The organism is Desertimonas flava (assembly GCF_003426815.1).
In the GTDB taxonomy this organism is placed as follows: Bacteria; Actinomycetota; Acidimicrobiia; order Acidimicrobiales; family Ilumatobacteraceae; genus Desertimonas; species Desertimonas flava.
Genome location: NZ_QKYK01000015.1, coordinates 60,925 through 85,498 on the forward strand (window position 1 = coordinate 60,925; position 24,574 = coordinate 85,498).

A 24,574-nucleotide genomic window follows, 5' to 3' on the forward strand; every position below is an offset into this window, starting at 1 on the left:
GGAAGCCGGTGGCCCGAGCCGAAGCCAAAGCGAGGTCACGTCAGCGGCTGCTCGATGCCGCGCTGTCGATCCTCGACGAGGGCGATGTCAACGACGTGACGACGGTGGAGGTCACCAAGCGCGCCGGGCTCGCGCAGTCGAGCTTCTACGTCCACTTCCAGTCCATCGACCACCTGCTGCGAGACCTCGTCGACGAGGTGTGGGAAGCTCGCAGAGAGCTCAACCGTCAGGTTCGCGAGGCGGCCAGCCTCGACGCGATCGACGAGTACTACCGGGTTCGATTCACCGCCCACGTGAAGGGCCTGATCGCCCACCCGGCGGTGTTCCGGTTGGTCCTGCGCAGCCGGATCGACCCGACGAGCATCGTCGGAGAGGACGCCCGCATCCAGCAGGACAAGAGCCGCGACAACCTCACGGCGTGGCTCGTCGGCCTCGGTGCGCCGAACGTCACGGACGAGGATCACCGTCGGTTGAGGATGATCGCCGCGGGACTGCTCGCCGTCAACGAAACGATCGCTCTCGGCCATCTCGACGGCGACTTTCCCGATCTCGACGAGATCCTCTCCGTGCTGCAGCTGTTCCACGAGAACGTCGCCCGAGCGATCGCGGCCTCAGCGCGTCAGCGCGCTCGACCCTCGACCGCTGGTTGAGCGGTCGTGGTCGCGACGGCGACCGACGAGTCGAGGGGAAAGTGACACGCGACGAAGTGGTTCGTCCCATCGCCGGCCGAGCGGAGTGCCGGCTCCTCGAGCGAGCATCGCTCCTCGGCGCGGGGGCATCGTGTCCGGAAGCGGCAACCCGACGGGGGTGACGCCGGCGACGGCACCTCGCCGGAGATCGCCGGAGCCTTCGGCCCGCCGAGCTCTACGGCCTCGGGAACCGACGCGAGAAGGGCGGCGGTGTAGTGGTGGGCGGGCGAGTCGAAGATGGTCCGGACCTCGCCGACCTCGCACACCTTGCCGAGGTACATCACCGCCACGCGGTCGCTGATGTTCTTGACCACGGCGAGGTCGTGGGCGATGAAGATCATCGTCAGCCCGAGCTCTGCCTTCAGTCGACGGAGCAGGTTGAGCACCTGCGCCTGGACGGAGACGTCGAGCGCCGAAACGGGTTCGTCGCAGATGAGCACGTCGGGCCGCAGTATGACGGCGCGGGCGATCGAGATCCGCTGGCACTGGCCTCCGGAGAACTGGTGGGGGCGGCGGTCACCCAGGCGGAGCGGATCGATGCCGACGTTGCGCAACATGTCGTCGACGGCTCCGGCGTCGTCAGCGGCGCGGTCCCAGATCGCCGGTCCTTCGGCGACGATCTCTCGAGCGGTCCGGCGTGGGTTCAACGACGAGATCGGGTCTTGGAAGATCATCTGCAGGCGAGGGCGCAGGCGCCGCAGTTCTGCGGGGGCGAGGGTGGCGAGATCCGTGCCCTCGAAGCGCACCGAGCCGGCGGTGGGCGGCGGGGCGTGGACGATGGCGCGCGCCAGCGTCGACTTCCCGCAGCCGGACTCGCCGACGATCGAGACGACCTCGCCCCGGCCGATCGTCAGGCTGACCCCGGCGACCGCCTGGAAGCGGTCTCGGCCACGTCCGTACTCGACGACCACGTCGGAGAGCTCCAGGATCGGCTGATCGCCGTGCCCGTCCATCGACGGTCGACTCGCTGCGGTCACGGTCGCCCGCCATTGCGAGCGAGCGTGGGAGCGGCGAGCGGGAACAGACAGGCGTGGGCGTGGTCGCCGCCCTCGGCGGGTCCGCCGTGACGTCCCTCGGCTGCCACCAGTGGGGGAGTCGTCGACGTGCACTCGGACCGGGCATACGGGCAGCGGGGCGCGAACGCGCAACCGACACGCCGGCCGATCACGACCGGAGGGCTGCCCGGGATCGTCGCCAGTTCGCGGCCGGGCTCGTCGGACAGTCGGGGAATCGAGCCGAGCAGTCCGGCGGTGTACGGGTGGCGCGGTGCGGTGAAGATCCTCGATGCCGGTGCTCGCTCGACGACTCGGCCGGCGTACATCACGAGGATCTCGTCGGCGCGGCCGGCGACGACGCCGAGGTCGTGGGTGATGAGGATCATCGCCATGCCGCGCTCGGCCCGCTCGGCGTCGAGCAGGTCGAGCACCTGTCGCTGCATCGTCACGTCGAGCGCTGTCGTCGGCTCGTCGGCGATCAGCAGCTGCGGACCACACGCCAACGCGATGGCGATCATCGCGCGCTGTCGCATCCCTCCCGACAGCTGGTGCGGGTACCGGCGCAGGTGCCGCTCGGGTGCGGGGATCCCGACCGACCGGAGTAGATCGGCCGCAGCTTGGCGGCGCTGCCGGCGATCGAGGTCGAGATGCTCGCGCATCGATTCGGTGAGCTGTCGGCCGATGCGCATCGTGCCGTTGAGCGCGGTCATCGGATCCTGGAAGATCATCGCCGCCTCGCGTCCGCGGACCGCGCGCAACTGCCGCTCGGTCGACGACTGGAGATCGCGGCCGTCGAGCAACACCCGCCCGGTGACGGTGGCGTTGCGGGCGTCGACGAGACGCAGGATCGAGCGGGAGAGGACGGACTTTCCCGAGCCGGACTCGCCGACGATGCCGACGGTCTGCCCACGCGCGACTCGGAGACTGACGCCGTCGACGGCGACGACGGTGCCGAGCGGAGTGGCGAACGTCGTCCGCAGGTCGTCGACCTCGAGCAACGTGTCGGTACTCATTGCGCCTCGCCCCGGACGTCGATCCGTCCCCGCAGCCGGTCGCCGATCAGGCTCAGGCTGAGCACCGTGAGGAACATCACGCTGCAGGGCACGATCACCGGCCACAACGTCTCGTCGAGGTGCCGCTTGCTGTCGGCGATCATCTGGCCCCACGTGGCGTCGGGCGGCTTGACACTGAGGCCGAGGAAGGCGAGAGAGCCCTCGAGGACGATGACCCGGCCGAGGGCGACGAAGGCGTACGCCGTCAGCGGCAGCACGATGTTGGGAAGGATCTCCCGGAGCACGATTCGGACACGGGTCGCACCGAGCACGCCGGCGGCGCGGACGTAATCGCGCTCGGTCACCGACATGGTGTTGGCGCGGGCGACCCGGGCGTAGAGCGGAACCGAGAGCAGGCCGATGATCAGGGAGATGGCGACCAGGCTGCGGCCGACGTAGGCGAGCAGGACGAGGAGCAGGACGAGGCCGGGAAAGGCCAAGACGACGTCGCTGATCGCGAGCACGACGCCTTCGGTGCGTCCGCGCAGGTAGCCGGCGACCATACCCAGCAACCCGCCGATCACCGCTCCGACGAGCACGGCGGTGACGCTGACGATCATCGACACCTGCGCGCCGTGCACGATGCGGCTCAGTTGGTCGCGGCCGAGTCCGTCGGTGCCCAGCAGGTGATCGGTGCCCGGCGGCAGGAGTGCGTTGCGGGGATCGATCTCGTTCGGATCGGGCAGCGGGAGGAGTCGGGCGCCGACGGCGGCGACGAGGACCAACGCCATCCATCCGCAGGCGAGGACGAACGTGACCCGACCGCGCTGGCGGGGCGCGCCGGCGGCATCGACGTCGTCGGCGGCGCCCGATGTCGTCCCGTCGAGCAGCGCGTCAGCGGTCGCGGCCATCGCGGATCCTCGGGTCGACCAACGAGTAGATGGCGTCGGTCAGGAAGTTGACGATCACGACGGAGGCTCCGATGACGAGCGCCAACCCTTGAACGGTGATGAGGTCACGCTCGGCGATCGAGTCGACGAGCAGCCGGCCCACCCCGGGCAGGGCGAACATCGTCTCGATGATGACCGAGCCGCCCACGATCGCGCCGATCTGCACCCCGACCACGGTGAGGAGCGACAGCGAACTGGGCCGCAGGGCGTGGAAGAGCATGATCCGCGACGTGGAGAGACCCTTCGATCTCGCCATCGCGATCGAGTCCTGCCGCAGCGTGGTGATCAGGTCCGAGCGCAGGATGCGCATGAAGATGGCGATCTCGTTGGCGCCGAGGGCGATGGCCGGGAGGATCACCGACTGGATGTTGCCGGCCGGGTCCTCGGAGAGCGGGACCCAGCCGGTCGACGGCAGCCAGCCCAGCTCGACGGCGAACACGATGATGAGGAACATCGCCAGCATGAAGCTCGGCATCGACATCAGTCCGAACGAGGTCGTCGTGAGCACGCGATCCAGTGCTCCTCCCGCCCGGTACGCCGACCAGATGGCGAGGGGGATCGAGACGAGGAGCGACATCGCCAGCGACACGAGCCCGAGCTCGATCGTCACGGGCAGCCGTTCGCGGATCGCCTCGGTCACATCCTGGCCGGTGCGGTAGGAGACTCCGAGGTCGCCCTGCAGGGCGTCGCCGAGCCAGACGACGTAACGCTCGGGGAGCGGGTCGTCGAGGCCGAGGTCGTCGCGCAGCGCGGCGATCTGCTCGTCGGAGGCGTTCTCGCCGAGGATCGTGAGCGCGGGATCGCCCGGCAGCAGGGACGTCAGCATGAACGTCAGGAAGGAGACGGCCAACAGCGTGCCGACGAGGCGCGGGAGGCGTGTGAGAAGCCGTCGGGCCCCAGGGCTGAGCACGTGACGCTGCCGTGGCGTGGCGGCTGACGGAGCGGGGGCATGGGCCGGGGCGAGGCTCATCCCGGTCCCCTCGCCACCCCTCCGACCCGCATCGTCTCCCCCATTTGGCCGATACGTTATCGGTGAGAGGGCGCGCGGTCAACCTGGCGCGCGCGGATGTCCCGCGGCCCGCCATCGGCCGCATCGCGGCCGTGCGTCAGTGGCAGTGCCCGGGCGGCGAGCCGGAATCGAACCCTGCGGAACCGAGGTCGTCGGAGTGGCCGGCGTCGAGCCGCGGCCACTGCGACGTCGGGCGTCCCCCCGACTCGTCCCACAGCGTCGGCCAGTCGGGCGCGCCGCCGCGCGTTCTGGTCGCCTGTCCGAGGGGCGGCCAGTCCCGCGGCGAGTCCTCCCACTCCTCCTGACGCCCGAAAACCGTGAGGTCCATCAGGGCGTAGCTGTAGTCCACAGCCTCGGCTCCCCGACGCTTCGTCCAGTAGGTCTCGAAGACGCGATCGCCGTCGCGCAGGTAGCAGACCAGGTGGAACAGGCCGTGTTCGCGCCCGACGAGCAGCGTGTCGAGTGACGGCTGCGCCGAGTACCAGGGCATGTGCCAACCCATGAAGTCGCGGTAGCGCAGGCTCTCGTCGTACGACGTGGCCGCGTCGCCGGGTCCGTAGGCGGTGTTGCGGCCCTGGCAGAGCACGGCGAAGGTGATGTCGCGCGAGTGCAGGTAGGCCAGTTCCCCGACGTGGCTGATCACCCACGTGCAGCCCTCGCACTGGTCTGATGCCGGCCGGCCCGGCCACCACATGAAGTAGTAGGCGATGAGCTGTCTGCGACCCTCGAAGGCGTCGAGGAGGGTGAATCCGGCGCGCGGCCCGAGCAGCGGGCTGTCGGCCGGGACCTCGACCATGGGCAGGCGGCGTCGGGCCGCGGCGATGGCGTCGCTCTCGCGCGTGTGGGCCTTCTCCCTGGTGCGCAGGGCCTCGACCTGTTCCTCGAACGTCGCGCGATCGACCACGTCCGGTGTCGCGGTGCTTCCGTCGTCGGACATCGGGTCCTCCCTTCGTCTCCGGGTGGACTGGACTGCCCATGTCGCCCGGGGGACACAAGCAACGTAGCCACGACGCCCTCCGAGTGCCGGGCGCCCCTGTCGGGCGTCCAACCGGCCCGAACACCAGATGCTGGTGTGGTGGACCGTCGAGGCATGGCCGCGCCGGGCGAGCGGGTACGACGCGGTCATGACCGACGAGCAGAACTGGGCCGAGCAGCTCGACGACGAGGTGTTGTCCGAGAGCACGACCGACGGCGAGCGGATCGAGGACACGGCCGCGGAGGAGGACTATCCGCCCGATCGGCCGTACGTGGTCGACGACCAGGGCTCCGTGTACGACCTGGAGGACGATCTCGCTACGAGGGTGGCGCGGGAGCAGGACGACGACGACGAGGGCTGACGGCAGAGGAGCGTGGAGGCTGGAACGACACGCCGCGCGGTCGACGCGACACGCGCGATGAGCGATGAGGCTGCCTGCCGGCCTCATCGCTCATCGCGCTGATGGTCGTCGCGGGCTGCGGTCAGTAGTAGATCGCGCCGGGCTGGCCGCCGCCGCAGGCGATGGCGTCGCCGGTGATCGACACCGAGCGGGGCGACGCCAGGAAGGCGACGACGTCGGCCACCTCGGTGGCGTCGACGAAGTGCCGGGTCGAGTTGCGCACCAGGCTTGTCTCGGCCTCCTCGGCGCTGATGCCGCGGCCGGCGGCGACGCGGGCGATCACCCCGGGCGTCGCCTCGGTGCGGGTGAGACCCGGGTGCACGACCGTGACGTTGATGCCGTGGGGGCCGAGCTCGTCGGCGAGGTTCTTCGTCATCGCGGCCACGGCGACGTTGCGCATCGACCCGATCGCCGACCCGGTGGAGCGGGCGCCGAGACCGGAGATGTTGATGATCCGGCCCCAGCCGGCGGCGATCATGTGGGGCGACACCTCCTGCGCGCAGCGGAGATAGCCGAGCACCTTGACGTTCATGTCGTCCCAGAAGAGCGACTCGGTGATCTCGGCCAGCTTCGGTGGGGCCGCCTGCCCCATCGGCTTGGCGGCCGAGTTGACGAGGATGTCGATGCGTCCGTGGCGTTCGACCGTGGTGGCGACGAGCCGCTTGATCGAGTCGCCGTCGCTCGTGTCGACGGTGATCGCCTCGACCCGGTCACCCAGCTCGGCGGCCGTCGCCTCGAGGTCGGCGGCGGTGCGTGACGCCACGACGACGCGGCATCCCTCGGTGGCGAGCGTGCGGGCGCAGGCCTTGCCGATGCCCTTGCTCCCGCCGGTGACGATGGCGACGCGGTCGGTGAGCTGGAGATCCATGCCGCCAGCTTGGCCGGTGGGAGGGCGCCGTCACGTAGCGGCTCAGCCGAGGTCGGGCCACGCGGCGATGTCGACGCCGTGGTTGTCGGGGGAGGCGAGCGTCCACCACCGGGGGGCGTGCGAGTCGTCGACGAGGCGGCCGCCCGCCGCCAACGCCGCCTGGACTCGTACTGCGGCGACGTCGGCGGGGACCGACACGTCGATGTGGGTCCGACCGCGGCCGTTGACGGCCGGCTCGATGTCGTGGAACCACAGCCATGGGCCGCGCCGGTGGGGATCGCCCGAGTCCTCGGGGCCGTGGTCGACGTAGCCGAGGGCAGCGTTCCAGAAGGGCCGGACGTCGACGCCGGGCCCCTGTGCGACGGCGAGCTGGATCACCTGCAGCACCGACGGGTCGGGCTCGAGCCCGAGTGCCGATGCCGCCGCCGACACCCGCTGGGCGACTGCCACGTCGGTGGCGTCGAGGCGGTGGTCCGGTCGCGAGGTGCGGACGACCACGCCACGTGGCCGCAGGTCGACGTCCGGGGCGCGGTCCAGTTCGGCCACCGTGCCGGCGATGGCCGCGACGAGGGCGGCGCCCTGCTCCAGCGACGTCGTCCGCCAGTGGGCATGGGCTCCGGTGAAGAGCACCCGCCATTCGCTGACGCCGGGGGCCGCATGGAAGGCGGCGGGCGTCAGGATCTCGGGATCGTCCACCTCACGCCTCCTCGTGGACGTCGCCCCACGCGGCGATGTCGATGCCGTGGTTGTCGGGTGAGGCCAGCGTCCACCAGTCGGGTGCATGCGAGTCGTCGGCGAGGCGTCCGCCGGCGGCCAACATCGCGGCGACCGTCGCGTCGGCCTGGTGGTTGGGAACGGAGACGTCGACATGCGTACGTCCGCGGCCGATCGTGCCGATCTCGTCGAACCACAGCCGGGGTGAGCGCCGCAGCGGATCGACGACGAGACCGCCCCGGCGCACGTAGCCGAGGACGGCGAGCCAGAACGGTGCGGTCTCCACGCCGGGGCCCTCGGCGACGGCGATCTGGATCGGCCGCAGCGCCGACGGGTCGGGGGACAGGTCCATGTGCCGAGCGATCGCCGACACCTGCCGGGCGACCTCGATGTCGACGGCGAAGAGTCGCCGGCCGGGACCCGAGGCCGTGCGCACGGTGACGCTCTCGGGTCGCAGGTCGATGTCGGGCTCGCTACCGAGCTCGGTGGCCGCCGCCACCACCCGGACGACGAACTCCGACGCCTCGGCGTGCGAGCGGGTCGGGAACAGTGCCTGGGCACCCTCGTACAGCACGTGCCAGCCCTCTGTGCCCGGCGCGTCGTGGAACTGCTTGGCGCTGATCGGGTCGCCGGGCAGGCGCCCGTGGGCGTCGTGTTCCCGTGGGGTCATCGGTCGTCGCAGTCAGCGCGACACAGCGTCGGCGAGCACTCGGGCCAGCAGCGCGGGCGCCGTGAACATCGGCCAGTGCCCGGTGTCGATGTCCACGTACTCCACCGAGCGCGCCTTCGACAGCTCGGGCACGTCGCCGCCGGCCACCCAGCCCCGGGCGTCGTCGGGACCGAACTCGGGGCAGACGATGGTGACCGGCACATCGAACCGGCGGTCGTCGGACAGCTCCACCGTTCCCCGGCTCACCCCTTCGGGAACCGGCACGGCTGCGGCGGCGACGCGATCGCGCAGGGCGTCGTCGAAGTCCGCCGTGTCGGGTCCGTCGAACGGCTCCCAGCCGGGAAACGGCATCGCGCCGTCGACGATCTCGAAGTAGTCGGCGTAGGTGTCGCCGTCGGCTTTCGGGAAGCCCCCGATGAGGATCACCCGCGACACCGCGTCGGGGCGGCGATCGGCGCCGATCCACGCCAGCGTGCACGCCGCCGAATGCCCCACCACGGCCACGGGGGCGGTGGCGGTGTCGATCGCCTCGACCACGGCGGCAGCCTGATCGGCCAGCGTGGCGCCGTTCGCACCGTCGCCCTGACCCGGCAGCAGCACGGGGATGCCGCGGTGACCGAGCGCCCGGAGTTCGGGGACCACCTGGTCCCACGCGGTACCGTCGAGCCAGAGGCCGCCGGCCAGCACGATGTCCATGTCAGCTCGCCTCCGCTGCCGGTTCGAGCGCTGCCGGCTCGAGCGCCTCCGCCGGTTCGGCCTGCAGGGCAGCGAGGTCCCGCTCGGCGAACAGCCGATGCTCCCACTCCTCGAACAGCACGATGTGCAGGCACTCCCTGATGGGGAAGTTCTCCTCCTGGGGCCAGCCCGGCCCCGTCCGGCTCACGGTGGAGTCCAGCTGCTCGTCGGTCAACGCCTCGATGACCCCGCGCACCATCGCCTGGCGCTCGGCGCGGATGGCGAGCACCTCGTCGAGCGATGGCGTGGCGTCGCGGTCCCCGGGGATCTCCACCGTGAGGGGGGCCTCGTCCCACGGCAGGTCGAGCGGGTGGAACGGCGACTCGATACCGAGGACCATGCGTCCGATCCATGCTGCGCTGGCGAAGTTGAGGTGGCGCAGCGTCTGGATGAACGACCACTCGCCGGCGACGCTGCGATGCAGCTCGCTCTCGGGGAGCGTGCGGGCGTGCTCGAGCGTCTCGGCCCAGCGTCGTTCCAGCATGTCCCACGCCGTGACGTACCCGCGGGCGTCGGTGGGCTTGAGGAGGGTGCGATCGGGCATCCGTCGATCGAGCTCGGCCTCCACGAGCGGTGCGATGTCGACGCCGTTCACGACCGTGTTGTGGAGGTCGCCGTCGATCACGACGTCGAACAGCTCGACCCCTGACATCCGTACGCCCTGGAGGGCGGCGCCCCGGATGGTGGCGCCGGAGAAGTTCACGGTGCGGAACGTGGCGTCGAGGAACCGTGTCCGGGTGAACGTCGCGCCGTTGAGCAGGACTCGTTCGAAGCTCGACCCGCTGAGGTCGTCGTCGGTGAATGTCGCCATGCCGGGCACGGTAAAACGCAATCCGGACGATCCTCTTCCGGTATCAGAGAATTTCTCGTAGGGTCGACGACGTGACGACCGCCCTCAGCCCGACGGCGCGGGCACTCCGGGCGCTCGACCTGCTCCACGCCCGCCCCGGTGCCACCGCCAACGACCTCGCCGACCGTCTCGGCGTCACCGAGCGGGCGGCTCGGCGCTACGTCGAGATCCTGCGCGAAGCCGGCATCGCCGTCGAGTCCGTGCGCGGTCGCTACGGCGGCTACCGGCTGCAGCGGGGGAGCGGGCTCCCGCCCGTGGTCTTCACCGAGGACGAGGCGCTCGAGCTCGTGATGGCGGTGCTCGAGAGCCATCCGGCCGCGGCCGGGGATCACGACGACGGGGTCGGCGCGGCGCTGGAGAAGGTCATCCGCGTGCTCCCCGAGAAAGTCGGCCGGCAGGCGGCAGCCCTGCGGCAGCACGCGGCGGGAGCGCCCGATGACCGTTCGGTGCGGCCCGACCCCAGCGTGACCAGCTCGCTCGTCGCAGCGGTCGCCGATCACCGGCGTGTCGAGATCAGCTACTCCAGCCAGGCCGGCAACCACTGGGTGACGGAGGTCGACCCGTGGGCGGTGGTCGTGCGCTACGGACTGTGGTACCTGCTCTGTCACTCACATCGTGCCGACGCCATCCGCACGTACCGCGTCGACCGCATCGGCTCGATCGCCGTGCTGCCCTACCGCTTCACGCCGCCTGCCGGGCTCGACGCCGTCGCCGTGCTCGAGGAGAACCTCGGCACCGGCTGGGCGTTCCCCACGCGCGTGGTGTTCGACGCGCCGCGCGACGACGTGGCCCACTGGGTCGGCCCGTCGATGGGACGACTCGAGCCGGATGGCGATGGGTGCGTCCTCGTCGGGAGTACCCAGAACCCCGAGATGTACGCCGGCGAATGGCTGGCCCAGCTGCCGTTCTCGTTCCGGGTGGAGGAGGGCCCTGAGCTGCGCGCTGCGGTCGCCGCGGTGGCCGCCCGCCTCACGAACGCCTGCCGGCCGTGACCATCGGCCGCCGCGAGGTTCAGCGGGTGACGGTGGCCTTTTGGACGTCGCGGAAGGGGATGTCGCGGTCGACTTCCGGTTCCTTCGGCAGCCCGAGCACCCGCTCGCCGATGATGTTGCGCTGGATCTGGTCGGTGCCGCCGCCGATCGACGTGAAGTAGGCGTTGAGCGACAGGAAGTTGGCGGCGTCACCGCGGGGGTTCTCGAGCCCGTCGAGGAGGGCATCGGCGCCGACGATCAGCCGCTGGACGTGGGCCCCCTCGTGGAGGATCCGCGACATGGCGAGCTTGCCGAGCGACAGGATGGGCGACGACTCGCCCTGCTTGAGTTGGGCCTTGGCGCGCTGCGCGTTCCACTTGTTGACCGTGCGGAGGGTGTGGACCCTGACGATCGCCTGGCGGAGCACCGGATCGTCGGCGCGACCGACCTCGCGGGCGAGCGCGCCGAGATCGACCTCGGCGCTCGACGATGCCGTCGACCCCTCGTCGGGGCTGGCGAACTTCGTGTCGAGCGACTTGCGTGGCCCCCTGGCCATGTCGCCCATCACGGACCGTTCGTAGGCGAGGGCGGTCTGCAGCACGCGCCAGCCGTCGCCCAGGCCGCCGAGCAGGTTGGCGGCCGGCACCCGTGCGCGGTCGATGAACACCTCGTTGAAGTGCGACTCGCCGGTGATCTGGCGGATCGGCCGGACCTCGACGCCGGGCTGGCGCATGGGGAAGAAGAAGAACGAGATGCCGCGGTGCTTCGGCACGTCCCAGTCGGTGCGGGCCACGAGCATCCCGTACTCGGCCTCCTTGGCCCCCGACGTCCACACCTTCTGACCGGTGACGACGAACTCGTCGCCGTCGCGGTCGGCGCGTGTCTGCAGTCCGGCCAGGTCGGAGCCGGCCCCGGGCTCCGAGTAGAGCAGGCACATCGCCACGTCGCCGTGGAGAAGCGGCCGGACCAGCTGGTGCTTGAGCTGGTCGGTGCCGTAGGCGAGGAGCGTGTTCGCCCAGAGGTTGTGGACGTCCTGGCGCGAGCCGGGTGCGCCGACCCGCCGGAACTCGTCGGCCACGACCCGGCCGTGGGCACCGTCGAGACCGAGGCCGAACCACTCCGTCGGCCACGTCGGCACGGCATAGCCGGCGTCGATGACGCGGTCGATCCAGTCCCGGCGAGGGATGCCCGGGTCCCAGTTGTCGTCGAGCCACGATCGGACGCTGCCAGCGAAAGCGGCAAGGTCGTTCACGGTCTCGGTCATCGAAATCCCCCCTCGGCGGGTGTCGGAATGCGGCGGCGCGTCGAACGCCGCTGCGATCATGGCCCGGCTGGGAGTGGCGATGCGACTCGTCGCCGCCCCGTGACCGACACGAGGGCCGGGGTGTACGAGACCGCCGGATGGTCGAGCTCGTCGAACATCGACAGCACGTGGTCGAGTTGCACCTGCGTGACGGCGCCCGACTGCAGGATGAGCGGGGCGACCTGCTCGAGCGCCGGACGGAACACCGGTGCCAGCGCGGGGATCGTCATCGGATGGACGAGTCCCTCGGCGGTCACGGCGTCGAGCCCGGCGTGCCGGAGCAGGGCCGGCAGCGCCTGGCCACATCTCAGGTCGGTGCCGCGCCGTCGCAGCACCTCGACGGCCGCCGCGTGGACGTCGACCCAGTCGTCGTCGGGCCGATCGATCAGCGCCATCGGCCGCACGTCGTAGTCCTCGACGACGAGGAAGCCGCCGGGGCGGAGGGCGGCGACGAGCTTGGCGACCACGGCAGGGCGGTCGGGCAGGTGTTCGAGGACCAAACGGGCGTGGACCAGGTCGAAGCCCTCCTCGTCGAGCGGGTCGGCGGTCACGTTGTGGTGGCGGACGACGATGTTCGTCGAGTCGCCCGCATCCAGCCAACGGGTCTCGACATCGGTGGCGACGACCAGGCCGGTCGTCCCCACGCGGTCGGCGAGCCACATGGCCACCGAGCCGGTGCCGGCGCCGATCTCGAGGCAGTGCCAGCCGGCGGTGATGCCCGTGGCGGCGAGTCGCCGGAACGTGAAGGCGTCCCAGAGCTCCCGGTGGGCGTCCAGCCGGTCGCGCTCGGCGTCCTCGGCGGTGCGGAACACGTAGCCGGTCCTGGGCACGGAGCTCATGTCACCGTTGCCGTCCACGTGCCGGCCGTGCCGCGGCGCGCAGCTCGCGCAGTGCCCGGTCGCCTTCGGCGCGGCGGTCGGGGATCGTCGCTCTGCCCTCGGGCGGCACGTGCCGGAAGACGAGGTCGACGTCCGACGGGCAGCCCACCTCGTGAACGAGGGCGATCAGCAGCGGGAGGCCCTCCTGTGGTGCGGAGGCGACCGTTCGTGTCGAGAACCCCTCCCACTCGTACTCCGGGAGCACGTGTTCGAGGGCGGGGAACAGGACGGGCTCTTCGTGGGCGAGATGCTCGTGGACGAGATCGCGGATGGCGGTGGCCTGGATCAGCGACGCATCAGGCGCGTCGCCGTCGCCGAGCGGGAGCCCGCGCAGTGCGTCGAGAGCGTGTTGCAGGGCGTCGTGCTCGTGCGTCAGCCAGTCGAGCTGGGCGGTCAAGCCAGGCGATCGGGCGGCGAGCATCGCCCACAGGTCGTCGTCCTCGGCGGCGTGGTGATGCTCGAGCATCGCCACCACGAAGTCGCGGAAGGCGGCCACGCCGTCGGCGCGACTGGTGACGATGTCGGCGAGCAGCGACGTGGCGACCCGGTGTACGTCGTGGACGACGCGGGTCTCTCTCACGCCGGCGACGTCGCGGTCGAAACTGGCGGTTGGTACGTCGGGAATCACACCTTCACCATCCGTCTTCCGGTTCCGCGCGACCATCCCTCACCTGGGGGTTCTGCAGATCCCTCAATCGGGGGTTGGCAGGGAGGCGCCCCGATGATGGACTGGGTTCATGGCCCGTTCGCAGGCCGACACGCGTCGCATTCGTGACGAGCTGATCGCCCAGGCTCGTCGGGGTACCTCACCCGGCGACGTGTTCGCCCGCGCCTCGGCCCGTCTCGCCCGGCTCGTCCCGTTCGACGCGGCGGCATGGCTGGGTACCGATCCGGGGACCGGGTTGCCGACGTCGCCGGTGCGCATCGAGGGGCTGGACGCGATCTCGCAATCGGTGTGCGCCGGACATTGGCAGGACGAGTTGCTGCTCGACGACGTCAACCTCTTCCGGCAGCTCGGCCGGGCCTCCGTTCCCGCCGCGTCGCTGCGCGCCACGGTCGGCGTTCCCGCACGGAGCCGTCGCTACCGGCGCTTCATGCGATCGCTCGAGCTCGACGACGAGCTGCGCGCCGTGCTGCGCGTCGACGGTTCGCCGTGGGGAACGCTCACGCTGTGGCGTCGCGGGGGGAGCGAGCCGTTCACTCCCGAGGAGACCGCGATCGTCGCCGAGCTGTCGGAGCCGCTCGCCGACTCGATCCGCCGGCACGCCCGCCCGTCCGAGGCCCTCGGGCAACGCCCGACGAGCGATCGCCCAGGACTCCTGCTGTTCGATGCCGACCACGAGGTCGTCTCCGTCAACGACGAGGCGCGGATGTGGCTCGCCGAGCTCCCTGTCGAGCCGGGCCATGACACCGATCACGGGGTGGATGTCCCGGTGTGGATGATGATCACCGTCTTCCGCGCCGGCGCCGTGCGCCACGGGGCCTGTGACGGCGTGGCCCGCACGCGAGTGCGCACACGGGCCGGGCGCTGGCTCACCTGTCACGCGTCGTGCCTCCGTCGGCCGGACGGCACGATCGGGGAGACGGCGCTCGTCATCGAGCCGGCCCTGCCGTCGGCGATCGCGCCGATCGTGATCGAGGCGTTCGATCTCTCCGAGCGAGAGCAGCAGATCATCGGGATGATCGCTCGCGGCGTCGGCACCGGCCAGATCGCCGACGAGCTCTTCCTCTCCACCCACACGGTGCGCGACCACGTCAAGGCGATCTTCGCCAAGACTGGCGTGTCGAGCCGCGGGGAACTCGTCGCCAAGCTGTACACGGACTTCTACGCGTCGGCCCACGCCCCCGACGTGGTTCGCGTCGACTCCACCTGAAGCGGTCGGCGTCGCGTCAGCCGTCGGTCCAGTGCGACTTGTCGACCACGTGGAACCGGCGGCCGGTGATCTCGAACGGTTCGATGCGCACGAAGCGGTGCTTCGGCGCCGCCTGCCAGGGGAACAGCGGCAGATCGAGCGCCTGGAGGATCTCCTCGAGGCGTTCGATCTCGACAGCCCGACCGTGCACGACGACGCTCCAGGCCTCACCGGCCTCGGCGTCGTAGCCGTCCACCTCGAACGCGACGCCCCGGCCGAGGACCGAGGCGGCGAGCTTCGTGCCCTCGGCCGTCCGGAAGACGATCGTGCCGTGATCGACGATGTGGTTGATCGGGAAGATGTCCGGCTGGTCACGGATCGACACCGCCAACCGACCGACCGCCTCACCCCGGAGGAGTTCGAGGCAGTCGCTCGTGTCCAAGACGGTCATGCCCAGATGATCGGTGTCCATGCCTCCATCGTCGGTGAGCGGCACGCCGGTCGGTAGTGCCGAACGTCCCGACGTGGGCCGGCCCGATCAGTCGGTGTCGCCGGGTGGGGTCGTCGTCGCCACGCTGATGATCTCGCCGCCGTGCAGCACCGACACCGGACCGGCCGACGAGACGGCGAAGACGACGGCGCTCGGTTCGTCGCGAGAGAAACGCCGGGCCGACGTGTGCCTGGTCCCCCTGTAGGCGGGCACGACGGCGACGGCCTCTTCGCTCCACCGCAACGCCACACCGATCCGGTCGACCCGCCCCCCGGGCGACACGAGCGCCGCCCGATCGGTCTGGGCCAGGGCGTTGCGCAGGGCCGCGTAGTGCTGCCGCTCGGTCATCTCGAGTGGCGGGATGGCGACGCTGGCCCTGACGCCCAGGTGACTCGGCGAGCCGGTGCCTTCGGTCTGCCACACGAGCAACGCGCCGACGCGGCCGGCGCTCAGCCAGTGGACACAGAACTCGGTGAGCCCGTCGAGGACGGGCGAGAGCAGCTCGGGCCGGGCGGCCCTGATCGTGCGGGCGAGCTGGCTCGCCAGGGGCTTGGACCACCAGCGGGCGCCGTCCCAGGTGATGACGGCGTTCGGCGCGAACACCCGGATCGAGCCGGTGTACTGGCGTTGGACCACGGTGATGCCGGCGCTCGTCGCCACCTGCACCGCGGTCGCTTCGTGCTCGATCGTCCGGTCGAACGACACCAGGGCGACCACACCGTGATCGTGCCGGGCGATGAACGACGTGCGGCCGTCGGCGAGTCTCCGGACGACGTCGTGGTCGATGTCGGTGATCTCGACCAGGGCGGGGAAGCCCAGCCGCGCCGGATCGATCACCTCGTCGGGGACGATGAGCGCCCCGAAGACCGGGGAGACGCCCTCGTGGGTGTGGGGGAAGCGGGCGTAGTCGAGTTCCTCGATGAGCGCCTCGCCGGAGGCACCGTCGAGGTCGATCGGGACGTCGGCATCGAGCAGTTCCTCGCGCAGGCGCCGCAGTCGACGTCGCCGGCGTTCGCCCGCCGTCTCGGGAGCTGGGTGCGTCATGCGACCCATTGAACGCCGAAATCGGCGCCGCGATGAGCCTGACCCGCTCATCGTGCGGGCCAGGCTCATCGCGAGCGCTGCTCAGAGTTGCAGGGACTTCGTCTCGAGGAACTCCTCGAACCCGTGGCGGCCGTACTCCCGGCCGTTGCCCGACTGCTTGTAGCCGCCGAACGGCGCATTGGCGTTGAACGCCCCGCCGTTGATCTCCACCTGGCCGGTGCGCAGGCGCCGGGCCACGGCGACGGCACGGTCCTTGTCGGCCGACCACACACCTCCCGACAGGCCGTACACCACGCCGTTGGCGATGCGGACGGCATCGTCCTCGTCGTCGTAGGGGAGGATCGACAGCACCGGCCCGAAGATCTCCTCCTGGGCGATCGTCATCTCGGGCGTGACGCCGGAGAACACGGTGGGCCGGACGTAGTAGCCGGTGTCGAGCCCTTCGGGGGCTCCCGGACCACCGGCGACCAGCGTGGCGCCCTCGTCGATGCCCTTGGTGATGTACCCCTGCACGCGGTCGCGCTGGGCGGCCGAGGCGAGCGGTCCGAGGTGGACGCCCTCTCCGAACGGGTCGCCCACGACGACACGCTCGACGGCCGCCGCAGCGACCTGCTCGGCCTCGGCGAGCCGGTCCCGGGGCACGAGCATGCGGGTGAGGGCCGAGCACGTCTGGCCGGAGTTGAGGAACGCCTTCTGCACCCCGTCGCCCACCGCCTTGGCGAAGCCCTCGGTGTCGAGGTCGTCGAGCAGCACGTTGGCGGACTTGCCGCCGAGCTCGAGGGCGACCCGCTTCACGGTTTCGGCGCCCACCTGGGCTACGCGGGTGCCGGCGCGGGTGGAGCCGGTGAACGACACCATGTCGACGTCAGGGTGGCGAGCGATCGCCTCGCCGACCACCGGGCCGACACCGGACACGAGGTTGAACACGCCGGCGGGGAGCCCGACCTCGGCGATGATCTCGGCGAGGATGAACGCGTCGACCGGAGCGACCTCGCTCGGCTTCAGCACGACGGTGCACCCGGCGGCGATGGCGTAGGCGGCCTTGGCAGCGATCTGGTGGAGCGGGTAGTTCCACGGCGTGATGCAGCCGACGACGCCGATGGGCTCGCGGACCACCAGCGAGTTGCCGACCGTCTCCTCGTACTGGTAGCTCTCGGCCAGCGCGGCGGCCGACTTGAAGCTGTTGATGGGCAGACCGACCTGCACGAGCTTGGAGAGCCACGTGACCATGCCCGTCTCCTTGGAGATCGCCGTGGCGATCTCGTCGGTGCGGGCGGCCAGCGCGTCGCCGATGCGGCTCAGGTACTTGGCCCGCTCCTCGACGGGAGTGGAGGACCACGACTCGAACGCGGCGCGGGCCGCAGCGACCGCCCGGTCGACGTCCTCGGCCGTGCCGGCCGGGATCGTCGCCATCACCTGCTCGGTGACCGAGTCGACCACGTCGAGCGTCTCGGTGCCCGACGACGCCACCCACGCGCCGTCGATGAACAGCTTGTCGAATGCCTTCACGGCGCTCTCTGTCTGTGTCATGTTCTCGTTCCCTTCGGGTCGTTCGGGCGTGCCCGCACTCTGCAGGTGTAGTACAGCACGACATCGCGGTCACGATCGGACCGCCGTCCCGCCGACGGGGCGCTCAGGAGAGCCAGAGCTGCCGGACCACGATCACGGCGGCGACGACCGCGAGCGCGGCCGCCTCCTTCCACATCACGTGGCGCTCGGCTCGTCGGCTGTCGTCGAGGTCGTCGGGATACTCGGAGACCTCACCGGGGAGGCTCGGCGGGAGCGACGGACCGGTTGGATCACTCATGAGCGCGCCGCGACCCCGCCCGACTTCACGGTCTTGTCCCACACCAGCTCAGCGTGGCGTGCTTCCTTGACGAAGCCGGTGAACGTGATCGCGCACTGCAGCGGTCCGTAGCCGACGATCCACAGGAGCGCTCCGGCGAGCCGATGGTGGCCGGCCCGGTCGACCCGCCACACCAGGTACGCGGCGACCATGCAGAGCGACACCCAGAGGTACGCGGCGAGGGCGACCGCTCGCTCGATGCCGTCGGTGATGGACACACCCGTGACATCGGAGAACGTGTCGCGGAGGCCGTCATTCACCGGCGGGAACACGCTGCCGACGATGATCAACGCCGACACGAGTCCCGGGAACATGATCCCGCGCAGCCACGCCCGCCAGCCGATCTCGGGGTCCACGAGCCACGTGAAGACGAGGAGGAACAGGAAGCTCAGACCGTTGGCGATCCACAACCACCGGAAGGCATCCTTCTCGAGGGAGGACTCCATCGCCCAGAGACCGACGAGCGCCGCCGACGAGGTGATCATCAGGATCGGCAGTGCCATGAGCGTGTACCACCAGAGTCCGAACAGGAGGCCGCCGAGGCGATGCGTCGGCGACGGCCGGAAGAACACCCGGTGGAAGCGGCGCGTGACTTGCACGTTGCCGCGGGCCCAGCGCAGGCGCTGCTTCCACACCCCATCGACCGTGTCGGGCTCCTCGGCCCAGACGACGGCGTTGGGATCGAACACGACCTTGCGGCCCCCGAGCTGGGTGAGAAACGTCGTCACCGTGTCTTCGGCCAGCGTCGAGGTGTCGATCGCCCCGCCGATCGCCTCGAGGTTGGCCCGGCTGTGCAACTGGGCTCCGCCGGCCAGGCAGGCGAGGGCCCCGCCGACGTTCTGCGCCCGCCGGGCGATCGCCTGGGCGACGGTGTACTCGAAGGCGATCGTGAGACGGATCCCGTTCTTGTCGCCGCTGCCTTCCTTGATGTAGCCGGTGACGGCCCCGACCTCGGGGTCGGCGAGGTGACGGGTCAGCCGACGCAACGACGGCGGGGTGAACACGACGTCGGCGTCCATGATCAGCACGGCTTCGGCCCAGTCGTCCGCCAGCACATGGGCCAGCCCGTGGTTGAGCGTGTGGGCCTTGCCTTGGCCACCGTGCTCGCGGCGCAGGTGGACGACCGTGTCCGGATAGCGCTCGATCATCGCGGCGAGGACGGCCGGCGTGTCGTCGGTGCTCGCATCGTCGACGACCACGATGCGCAGCCGGTCGATGGGGTACTCGAGGGCGACGAGGCGCTCGATCGTGTCGCGGAGCACCGGCGCCTCGTTCCACGCAGGGACGAGGATCGCCGTGCGGGGGAAGTACGGAGCGCTGCGGTCGAGGTGGCTGCGGTACCGGTGTCCTCCGACGATGAGCAGCTGGATCACAGCGACGACGTAGGGGAGCGCCCCGATCACGGCCACGACGACCAGGGCCCACTCGACCGTCCGGCTCACGGAGGCGCGCCCGCGGCGGTCTCGTCGACGGCCTGTTCGGCAGTCACGTCGGCGGTCAGGTGGGCGAGCGTGCTCGTCACGTAGTCGTAGCGGCCGACCCGCTGCTCGTGGTGGGCGTCGGTGCTCATCGTGATCGGCACGCCCTCGCCCACGAGCAGGTCGACGACCCGGCGAGACGGGCACGACCACTTCTCGTTCACCTCGACCACGGCCCCGTGGCGTACCACCGCCTGACCGATGCGTCGCACCAGCGCATCCGGCACCTGGTCCTCGTGGAGGCCGCACTTGGGCAGGATGCTGAACAGGTGAGCGACGATGACCCGGTCGTAGCAACCGAGGGCGTTGACGGTGGCCTCGACGAGGTCGGCGATCACCTCGTCGGTCGAGAGCTCGTGCTCGGCGAGCAGCGCCTCCGCGTCGCGCGGATGCATCGGGCCGTCGGGACGGGGGAGCTGGTGATCGGCGACGAGCACGTAGTCGAGCGTCGGCATGTCGGCCGGCATGTCCATCAGCCCGCTGGTGTCGAGGATCTTGGCCTCGACCCCGCACAGCACCCGCAGCCCCGAGTGGCCGTCGAGCGCGCGCACCGCGTCGACGAACGACGGCACCCAGTCGGTCGAACGACGGACGTGGTCCACCATGCCGAGCGTGTGCAGACCGTGCCCGGCCGCCGACGCGAGGTTCTCGTCGATCGTGCTCGCACCGTCGGAGAACGTGGAGTGCACGTGGAGATCGGAATGGCGGTCCAGTCGGGGAAACGTCATCGGGCGACCACCGATCGGTCGAGAAGTTCGCTGGGATCGAAGTAGGTCTCGGTCCACGTCCGCACCATCGCCAGGGCCCGGATGGGTACGTCGGCGGGGACGTCGCGACCGAGCACGTCGGCGACCGCGAGCACCGGCATGTCGGCGCCGGCGGCGATGGTGAGCGGCATGCTGCCCGGGAACCGGGGATTGACCTCGAGCAGCCGTGGGGCACCGTTCGCCGCCTGTTTCACCTGCACGTTGGCGACCGACGTGAGCCCGAGTGCCTGGGCCACCCGCCGCCCGTAGGTGATGAGGTCCTCGTCCGGATCGACCGTGCCGGCGACGGCGATCCCGGAGTCGACCTTCAGCCGCGACCGGGGGACGACGGCGGCGACGTGGCCGTCGCGGTAGGCCAGGACGTCGAGGGAGTGCTCCAGTCCCGGCAGCAGTTCCTGCACGATGTACGAGCCGTCCCGGGGCAGTGAACGCGTCCCCCCCGCAGTCTCGACGAGGGTGACGCCGCGGCCGCCACTGCCGAGCCGCGGCTTGGCGATCGCCGGAAACGACCACGTCGTGTCGTCGAACCCGTCGTCGAGCACGGCGGTTGCCGGCACCTCGACCACCCCGGCGCACGATCTGAGCACCGTCCACTTGTCGAGGCAACGCTCGAGCGTCTCCACGGACGATCCGAGCACCTTGGTGCCGCGGGCTTCGAACTCAGTCGTCGCCCTGGCGACGGGGAGCAGTTCGACGTCGACCGTGGGCACGAGCACGTCGATGCCCCACTCGCCGCACCGCTCGGCGACGACGTCGACGAACTCGGCGGAGTCACCGCGAGGGACGAGCGCTCGTCGGTCGGCGCCGACGAGGTACAGCCCGGCCGCGTACGGATCGATGTCGACGGCCCAGACCTCGGCGCCGGCGCGATGCACCGACTGCATGAACGCCACGGCCGCCGGGCCGCCGGCGCCGGTGACCGCGATCCGGACGCCGGAGAGGTCGGTCGGCGACGGGGCGTCAGACACTGGCCGTGGCCCTCTGCGGGCGGGCGAAGCGCCGGCTGCTCGAGCGGTCACGGACCACCTCCAGCGGCTCGCAGTACCTCGCGTCGCCGAAGCGGCCCCAGTAGCGGCCGGTGGATCGGATCAGCTCGGGATCCAGGTAGGCCCTCGTCTCGGTCTGCGTGCGGTACGAGGCGATCACGTCGAGCTTCTCGTCGATGTGGGGCTCGATCGACGCGAAGCGGGCCGGGTGGAAGTCGACCGTCGCCGATGGGCTCTCGTAGCAGTAGACCCCGGGAACACCACGCGCGGCGACCAGCGTGGCACGGTGGACGTTCCGGTGATCCTGGTGCACGTCATGGACGGTGTGCGTGTACACGATCGTCGGCTGGAACTCGGCGATCACCCGCTCGATGATGCCCACCGTCGGGTCCGACTCCGGAATGCGCGTGTCCTCCAGGTCCTCGAGGACGAGGCGGGCGCCGAGGATCGCGGCGGCCTGGGCCGACTCCTCGGCGCGCCGGCCCTGATCTCCGCCCCGACTCCCGCGACTCATGGTGAGCACCGCGGTGATGTCGCCGGCGTCGCGGTGGGCGAGCAGGATGCCACCGACGCCGATCTCGACGTCGTCGGGGTGGGCGCCGATGGCCAGCACCCGTTCGGCCGCGTCGTTGCGCCGCGCCTCGGCCACCTGCAGCAGTCGCTCGACCTGGCGGGCCAGCTGGTCGGGAGCCACCGGCTTGGCGAGGAAGTCGTCGACCTGGCTGCGCAGGGCGCGGACGGCGACGTCCATGCTCGCGTCGGCCGTCGTCAGGGCGATCGGGATCGCCGGCCACCGTTCCTTGATCTCCGTGACGAGATCGAAACCGGACCGCCCCGGCAGGCCGATGTCGACGAGGAGGGCGTCGATCGGCGTGGTGACGAGGACGTCGATCGCGTCGGGAGCCGAGCCTGCTGTGGTCACCCGGTACTCGGCGCGTTCGAGCGCCCGTGCGAAATACGTCGCGGTCGCCTCGTCGTCCTCGACGACCAGCACATGCCGCGGATTCCGCCGTACCGGCGGATGCTCCCCGTCGGTCACCACAGACGTCAACAATAGCCAACAGCGACTACTTCTCCAGCCGCATCGCGCTATTCGGCCGAGAAATCTGATCGACTAGGAACCTATGGGTCCGCCGCCCTCCTCAACAGACGCGCCAGCGTCGTCCCGTCCGCGTACCGCCCGCAAGATGCGCTGGTGGTGGAACCTCCCCCTCCGCCGGAAGGTCTCCGTACTGGTCATCGTGCCGGCACTGGCCATGGCGATTCCTGCGGCCTACGCGATCGCGCTGAACCATCGTCAGGAGACGACACGGGAGCATGCTCGCGAGATCCAACGCCTTCGCGACCAGGGGTTCGATCTTGCGGTCGACACCGTCGTGTCCGACATCGGCGTCCTGCGGTACGTGCTGTCCGAGGACGCCACCGACCTCGAATCCCTGGACCGCCTGATCGCCGGGCACGATGCCGCGATCGCGGAACTCGACGAGGGTCTCGGCGACGACCTGCAACCGGCGGTCGAGCGGGTCGCCGAACGGCTGGACACCTACATCGAGGCGAGCTCCGAGGTCCGTGATGCGGCCAGCGGACCGTCACCGGTCCCTGATCGGATCCTGCAGCAGCTACGGGTGGCGGCGGACGAGGTGGCCCGCGAAGTGGGTGATCTGATCGCCGTGCTCGAGGGGGATCTCCAGCAGGCCCGAGCCGACATCGACGCCGCCAGCAGGTCGGTGCTGATCGCTCTGGTCACCGGCATGGTCGCCTCGCTGCTCCTCAGCTCGATCGCCCTGATGGTCTTCGTGCGCAACTTCGTGAAGCGCATCCGGGAGATGAAGGAGCTCGCCGCCCACGTCGTCGCCGGCGGTGATCTCGGCGACGTCGTGCCGGAGTCGCGCGACGAGCTCGGCGTGCTCGCGTCGGAGCTCGTCGACGCCGGGAAGCTGCTCATCTCGGCGAACGACGACATCGCTCGCAGCCGTGACGCCGCCCTCGCGGCGACCCGCGAGAAGGACGAGTTCCTCTCGCGGATGAGCCATGAGCTGCGGACGCCGCTCACCGCGATCTTGGGGTTCGGTCAGCTGCTCCAGCTCGAGGAGCGCCTGCACCAGGAGGATCGGGAGGCGATCGATCAGATCGTCAAGGCCGGCCGTCACCTGCTCGCGCTGATCAACGACCTGCTCGACATCTCGCGGATCGCCACCGGCCACCTGTCGCTGTCGCTCGAACCGGTCGTCGTCGGCGACGTGGTCGAGAGCGTCGCCGCCCTGCTCGCTCCTCAGGCCGCGGACCGGTCGGTGATGGTGTCGTCGACGGTCGACCCGGCCTTGGCCGTGACGGCCGATCATCAGCGCATCCGGCAGGTTCTGTTGAACCTGGTGTCCAACGCGATCAAGTACAACTCGACGCCCGGCACCGTCGTGGTCGCCGCCGAGCGCCAGGACTCGTCCGGCACCGTCGTGGTGAGCGTGACCGACAGTGGCCCGGGCATCAGCCGTGACGGGCAGGCCCGCCTGTTCCTGCCGTTCGAGCGGCTCGAGGCCACGAGTGCGATCGAGGGCACCGGCGTCGGTCTGGCCCTGTCGAAGTCGCTCGTCGAGGCGATGGGCGGATCGATCGGTGTCGACAGCGTGGTGGGGCGCGGGTCACGGTTCTGGGTCGAGTTCCAGGCAGCCGAGGCGCCCGCTGCCGCGGACCACGCGGTTCCGGAGGTGGAGTCGCGATCGGTCGTGGATCACCCGGCTGCCACCACCGTGCTCCTCGTGGAGGACAACCTCGCCAACGTGCGCGTCCTCGAGCGCTTCATGCGCGGTCGCGACGAGCACCTCGAGGTGGCGATGCAGGGCGGCATGGCCGTCGAGCTCGCTCGCGAACTGCAGCCGGCGGCCGTGCTCCTCGATCTGCACCTGCCCGACATCAACGGCGACGAGGTGCTCGCCATGCTGAAGAACGACCCGCGGACGGCGGAGGTCCCGGTGATCGTGCTCTCGGCCGACGCCACCGACGGTGGTCGCCGCCGGCTCCTCGAGGCGGGCGCCGCCGACTACCTCACCAAGCCGATCGACCTCGAGCGCCTCGGGCGCGTCCTCGACGGACTGGGGGCGACGATCTGACGG

Annotated in this window: 26 protein-coding genes; 5 read left to right on the top strand and 21 right to left on the bottom strand. The window is 70.6% G+C overall.

The annotated features are described in order from the left end of the window. The first annotated feature begins 8 nt into the window (after positions 1-8). The gene (locus tag DN771_RS17190) at positions 9-650 is read left to right on the top strand and encodes a TetR family transcriptional regulator (protein ID WP_162942059.1); all 642 of its coding nucleotides are present in this window, start codon (positions 9-11) and stop codon (positions 648-650) included. Here DN771_RS17190 and DN771_RS17195 read toward each other — a convergent pair. From DN771_RS17195 to DN771_RS17215, 5 genes are all read right to left on the bottom strand, one after another. Continuing rightward, positions 620-1,666, bottom strand: a complete 1,047-nt coding sequence (locus DN771_RS17195) for an ABC transporter ATP-binding protein (protein ID WP_227462394.1) — start codon at positions 1,664-1,666, stop codon at positions 620-622. The two genes, DN771_RS17190 and DN771_RS17195, sit on opposite strands and share 31 nt — an antisense overlap. Then, positions 1,663-2,697 (bottom strand): ABC transporter ATP-binding protein, encoded by a 1,035-nt coding sequence (locus DN771_RS17200; protein WP_116998783.1) that lies wholly within the window; start codon positions 2,695-2,697, stop codon positions 1,663-1,665. The genes DN771_RS17195 and DN771_RS17200 overlap by 4 nt, the downstream gene beginning before the upstream one ends. After that, a complete protein-coding gene (locus DN771_RS17205) occupies positions 2,694-3,587 on the bottom strand; it encodes an ABC transporter permease (RefSeq protein WP_116998784.1) in 894 nt (297 codons plus the stop codon). The genes DN771_RS17200 and DN771_RS17205 overlap by 4 nt, the downstream gene beginning before the upstream one ends. After that, the gene (locus DN771_RS17210; protein WP_116998785.1) at positions 3,571-4,596 is read right to left on the bottom strand and encodes an ABC transporter permease; all 1,026 of its coding nucleotides are present in this window, start codon (positions 4,594-4,596) and stop codon (positions 3,571-3,573) included. Before DN771_RS17210 ends, DN771_RS17205 begins: the two co-directional genes overlap by 17 nt. Before the next feature lie 136 nt (positions 4,597-4,732). Continuing rightward, positions 4,733-5,572 carry a DUF899 family protein gene (locus tag DN771_RS17215; protein ID WP_116998786.1) on the bottom strand — a complete coding sequence of 280 codons (840 nt, stop codon included), beginning with the start codon at positions 5,570-5,572 and terminating at the stop codon, positions 4,733-4,735. A 187-nt stretch (positions 5,573-5,759) separates the two neighbouring features. Between DN771_RS17215 and DN771_RS17220 the strand changes: the two genes are divergently transcribed. Next, entirely contained in the window at positions 5,760-5,972 is a 213-nt protein-coding gene (locus tag DN771_RS17220) for a hypothetical protein (protein WP_162942060.1), read from the top strand. Positions 5,973-6,093: 121 nt separating this feature from the next. On the opposite strand, the gene DN771_RS17225 is transcribed toward DN771_RS17220, so the two are convergent. The 5 genes from DN771_RS17225 to DN771_RS17245 are packed head-to-tail and all read right to left on the bottom strand — an operon-like array spanning position 6,094 to position 9,809. Continuing rightward, positions 6,094-6,879 carry an SDR family NAD(P)-dependent oxidoreductase gene (locus DN771_RS17225; protein ID WP_116998788.1) on the bottom strand — a complete coding sequence of 262 codons (786 nt, stop codon included), beginning with the start codon at positions 6,877-6,879 and terminating at the stop codon, positions 6,094-6,096. A 42-nt stretch (positions 6,880-6,921) separates the two neighbouring features. Next, complete coding sequence (locus DN771_RS17230; RefSeq protein ID WP_116998789.1) at positions 6,922-7,575, bottom strand: VOC family protein; 654 nt, start codon at positions 7,573-7,575, stop codon at positions 6,922-6,924. A gap of 1 nt (position 7,576) precedes the next feature. Further along, a complete protein-coding gene (locus tag DN771_RS17235) occupies positions 7,577-8,263 on the bottom strand; it encodes a VOC family protein (RefSeq protein ID WP_116998790.1) in 687 nt (228 codons plus the stop codon). A 12-nt stretch (positions 8,264-8,275) separates the two neighbouring features. Next, on the bottom strand, positions 8,276-8,959 hold the full coding sequence (locus DN771_RS17240; protein ID WP_116998791.1) for an alpha/beta fold hydrolase: 684 nt from the start codon (positions 8,957-8,959) through the stop codon (positions 8,276-8,278). A gap of 1 nt (position 8,960) precedes the next feature. Then, positions 8,961-9,809 (bottom strand): DinB family protein, encoded by an 849-nt coding sequence (locus DN771_RS17245; RefSeq protein WP_116998792.1) that lies wholly within the window; start codon positions 9,807-9,809, stop codon positions 8,961-8,963. A gap of 71 nt (positions 9,810-9,880) precedes the next feature. On the opposite strand from DN771_RS17245, the gene DN771_RS17250 reads away from it, so the two are divergent. Beyond that, positions 9,881-10,840: a helix-turn-helix transcriptional regulator gene (locus DN771_RS17250; protein ID WP_116998793.1), complete on the top strand. Its 960-nt coding sequence runs from the start codon at positions 9,881-9,883 to the stop codon at positions 10,838-10,840. Positions 10,841-10,859: 19 nt separating this feature from the next. Here DN771_RS17250 and DN771_RS17255 read toward each other — a convergent pair whose 3' ends face one another. From DN771_RS17255 to DN771_RS17265, 3 genes are read right to left on the bottom strand one after another with little or no spacing between them, the layout of a single operon-like run. Further along, on the bottom strand, positions 10,860-12,083 hold the full coding sequence (locus DN771_RS17255) for an acyl-CoA dehydrogenase family protein (protein ID WP_116998794.1): 1,224 nt from the start codon (positions 12,081-12,083) through the stop codon (positions 10,860-10,862). 56 nt (positions 12,084-12,139) lie between these two features. Continuing rightward, entirely contained in the window at positions 12,140-12,961 is an 822-nt protein-coding gene (locus DN771_RS17260) for a class I SAM-dependent methyltransferase (RefSeq protein WP_116998841.1), read from the bottom strand. 1 nt (position 12,962) lies between these two features. Beyond that, positions 12,963-13,628 (bottom strand): hemerythrin domain-containing protein, encoded by a 666-nt coding sequence (locus tag DN771_RS17265; protein ID WP_205528639.1) that lies wholly within the window; start codon positions 13,626-13,628, stop codon positions 12,963-12,965. A 109-nt stretch (positions 13,629-13,737) separates the two neighbouring features. Between DN771_RS17265 and DN771_RS17270 the strand changes: the two genes are divergently transcribed. Further along, the gene (locus tag DN771_RS17270; protein ID WP_116998796.1) at positions 13,738-14,874 is read left to right on the top strand and encodes a helix-turn-helix domain-containing protein; all 1,137 of its coding nucleotides are present in this window, start codon (positions 13,738-13,740) and stop codon (positions 14,872-14,874) included. A 16-nt stretch (positions 14,875-14,890) separates the two neighbouring features. Here the strand turns inward: DN771_RS17270 and DN771_RS17275 are convergent, their stop codons facing one another. The 8 genes from DN771_RS17275 to DN771_RS17305 all read right to left on the bottom strand — a co-directional run bounded on the left by DN771_RS17275 (position 14,891) and on the right by DN771_RS17305 (position 22,503). After that, entirely contained in the window at positions 14,891-15,304 is a 414-nt protein-coding gene (locus tag DN771_RS17275; RefSeq protein ID WP_227462395.1) for a pyridoxamine 5'-phosphate oxidase family protein, read from the bottom strand. A gap of 87 nt (positions 15,305-15,391) precedes the next feature. Continuing rightward, positions 15,392-16,387, bottom strand: coding sequence for a diadenylate cyclase (locus DN771_RS17280; protein WP_162942063.1), 996 nt, complete (start codon positions 16,385-16,387; stop codon positions 15,392-15,394). Positions 16,388-16,468: 81 nt separating this feature from the next. Beyond that, positions 16,469-17,896, bottom strand: a complete 1,428-nt coding sequence (locus DN771_RS17285) for an aldehyde dehydrogenase family protein (RefSeq protein ID WP_116998843.1) — start codon at positions 17,894-17,896, stop codon at positions 16,469-16,471. Positions 17,897-18,020: 124 nt separating this feature from the next. Further along, entirely contained in the window at positions 18,021-18,194 is a 174-nt protein-coding gene (locus DN771_RS29625; RefSeq protein WP_162942064.1) for a hypothetical protein, read from the bottom strand. Continuing rightward, positions 18,191-19,675 (bottom strand): glycosyltransferase family 2 protein, encoded by a 1,485-nt coding sequence (locus DN771_RS17290; protein ID WP_116998798.1) that lies wholly within the window; start codon positions 19,673-19,675, stop codon positions 18,191-18,193. Before DN771_RS17290 ends, DN771_RS29625 begins: the two co-directional genes overlap by 4 nt. Continuing rightward, positions 19,672-20,439 carry a PHP domain-containing protein gene (locus DN771_RS17295; protein WP_116998799.1) on the bottom strand — a complete coding sequence of 256 codons (768 nt, stop codon included), beginning with the start codon at positions 20,437-20,439 and terminating at the stop codon, positions 19,672-19,674. The genes DN771_RS17290 and DN771_RS17295 overlap by 4 nt, the downstream gene beginning before the upstream one ends. Beyond that, the gene (locus tag DN771_RS17300) at positions 20,436-21,446 is read right to left on the bottom strand and encodes an ATP-grasp domain-containing protein (RefSeq protein WP_205528640.1); all 1,011 of its coding nucleotides are present in this window, start codon (positions 21,444-21,446) and stop codon (positions 20,436-20,438) included. Before DN771_RS17300 ends, DN771_RS17295 begins: the two co-directional genes overlap by 4 nt. After that, the gene (locus DN771_RS17305) at positions 21,439-22,503 is read right to left on the bottom strand and encodes a response regulator (protein WP_162942065.1); all 1,065 of its coding nucleotides are present in this window, start codon (positions 22,501-22,503) and stop codon (positions 21,439-21,441) included. The genes DN771_RS17300 and DN771_RS17305 overlap by 8 nt, the downstream gene beginning before the upstream one ends. Before the next feature lie 148 nt (positions 22,504-22,651). Between DN771_RS17305 and DN771_RS17310 the strand changes: the two genes are divergently transcribed. After that, positions 22,652-24,571, top strand: coding sequence for an ATP-binding protein (locus tag DN771_RS17310; RefSeq protein ID WP_162942066.1), 1,920 nt, complete (start codon positions 22,652-22,654; stop codon positions 24,569-24,571). Positions 24,572-24,574: the final 3 nt, after the last annotated feature.

What these genes read in the sequence shown, in the direction of transcription:
- DN771_RS17200 (WP_116998783.1), bottom strand. Translation starts at nt 2,697, where the DNA reads ATGAGTACCGACACGTTGCTCGAGGTCGACGACCTGCGGACGACGTTC.
- DN771_RS17205 (WP_116998784.1), bottom strand. Translation starts at nt 3,587, where the DNA reads ATGGCCGCGACCGCTGACGCGCTGCTCGACGGGACGACATCGGGCGCC.
- DN771_RS17210 (WP_116998785.1), bottom strand. Translation starts at nt 4,596, where the DNA reads ATGAGCCTCGCCCCGGCCCATGCCCCCGCTCCGTCAGCCGCCACGCCA.
- DN771_RS17215 (WP_116998786.1), bottom strand. Translation starts at nt 5,572, where the DNA reads ATGTCCGACGACGGAAGCACCGCGACACCGGACGTGGTCGATCGCGCG.
- DN771_RS17220 (WP_162942060.1), top strand. Translation starts at nt 5,760, where the DNA reads ATGACCGACGAGCAGAACTGGGCCGAGCAGCTCGACGACGAGGTGTTG.
- DN771_RS17225 (WP_116998788.1), bottom strand. Translation starts at nt 6,879, where the DNA reads ATGGATCTCCAGCTCACCGACCGCGTCGCCATCGTCACCGGCGGGAGC.
- DN771_RS17235 (WP_116998790.1), bottom strand. Translation starts at nt 8,263, where the DNA reads ATGACCCCACGGGAACACGACGCCCACGGGCGCCTGCCCGGCGACCCG.
- DN771_RS17240 (WP_116998791.1), bottom strand. Translation starts at nt 8,959, where the DNA reads ATGGACATCGTGCTGGCCGGCGGCCTCTGGCTCGACGGTACCGCGTGG.
- DN771_RS17245 (WP_116998792.1), bottom strand. Translation starts at nt 9,809, where the DNA reads ATGGCGACATTCACCGACGACGACCTCAGCGGGTCGAGCTTCGAACGA.
- DN771_RS17255 (WP_116998794.1), bottom strand. Translation starts at nt 12,083, where the DNA reads ATGACCGAGACCGTGAACGACCTTGCCGCTTTCGCTGGCAGCGTCCGA.
- DN771_RS17260 (WP_116998841.1), bottom strand. Translation starts at nt 12,961, where the DNA reads ATGAGCTCCGTGCCCAGGACCGGCTACGTGTTCCGCACCGCCGAGGAC.
- DN771_RS17270 (WP_116998796.1), top strand. Translation starts at nt 13,738, where the DNA reads ATGGCCCGTTCGCAGGCCGACACGCGTCGCATTCGTGACGAGCTGATC.
- DN771_RS17275 (WP_227462395.1), bottom strand. Translation starts at nt 15,304, where the DNA reads ATGACCGTCTTGGACACGAGCGACTGCCTCGAACTCCTCCGGGGTGAG.
- DN771_RS17280 (WP_162942063.1), bottom strand. Translation starts at nt 16,387, where the DNA reads ATGACGCACCCAGCTCCCGAGACGGCGGGCGAACGCCGGCGACGTCGA.
- DN771_RS29625 (WP_162942064.1), bottom strand. Translation starts at nt 18,194, where the DNA reads ATGAGTGATCCAACCGGTCCGTCGCTCCCGCCGAGCCTCCCCGGTGAG.
- DN771_RS17295 (WP_116998799.1), bottom strand. Translation starts at nt 20,439, where the DNA reads ATGACGTTTCCCCGACTGGACCGCCATTCCGATCTCCACGTGCACTCC.
- DN771_RS17310 (WP_162942066.1), top strand. Translation starts at nt 22,652, where the DNA reads ATGCGCTGGTGGTGGAACCTCCCCCTCCGCCGGAAGGTCTCCGTACTG.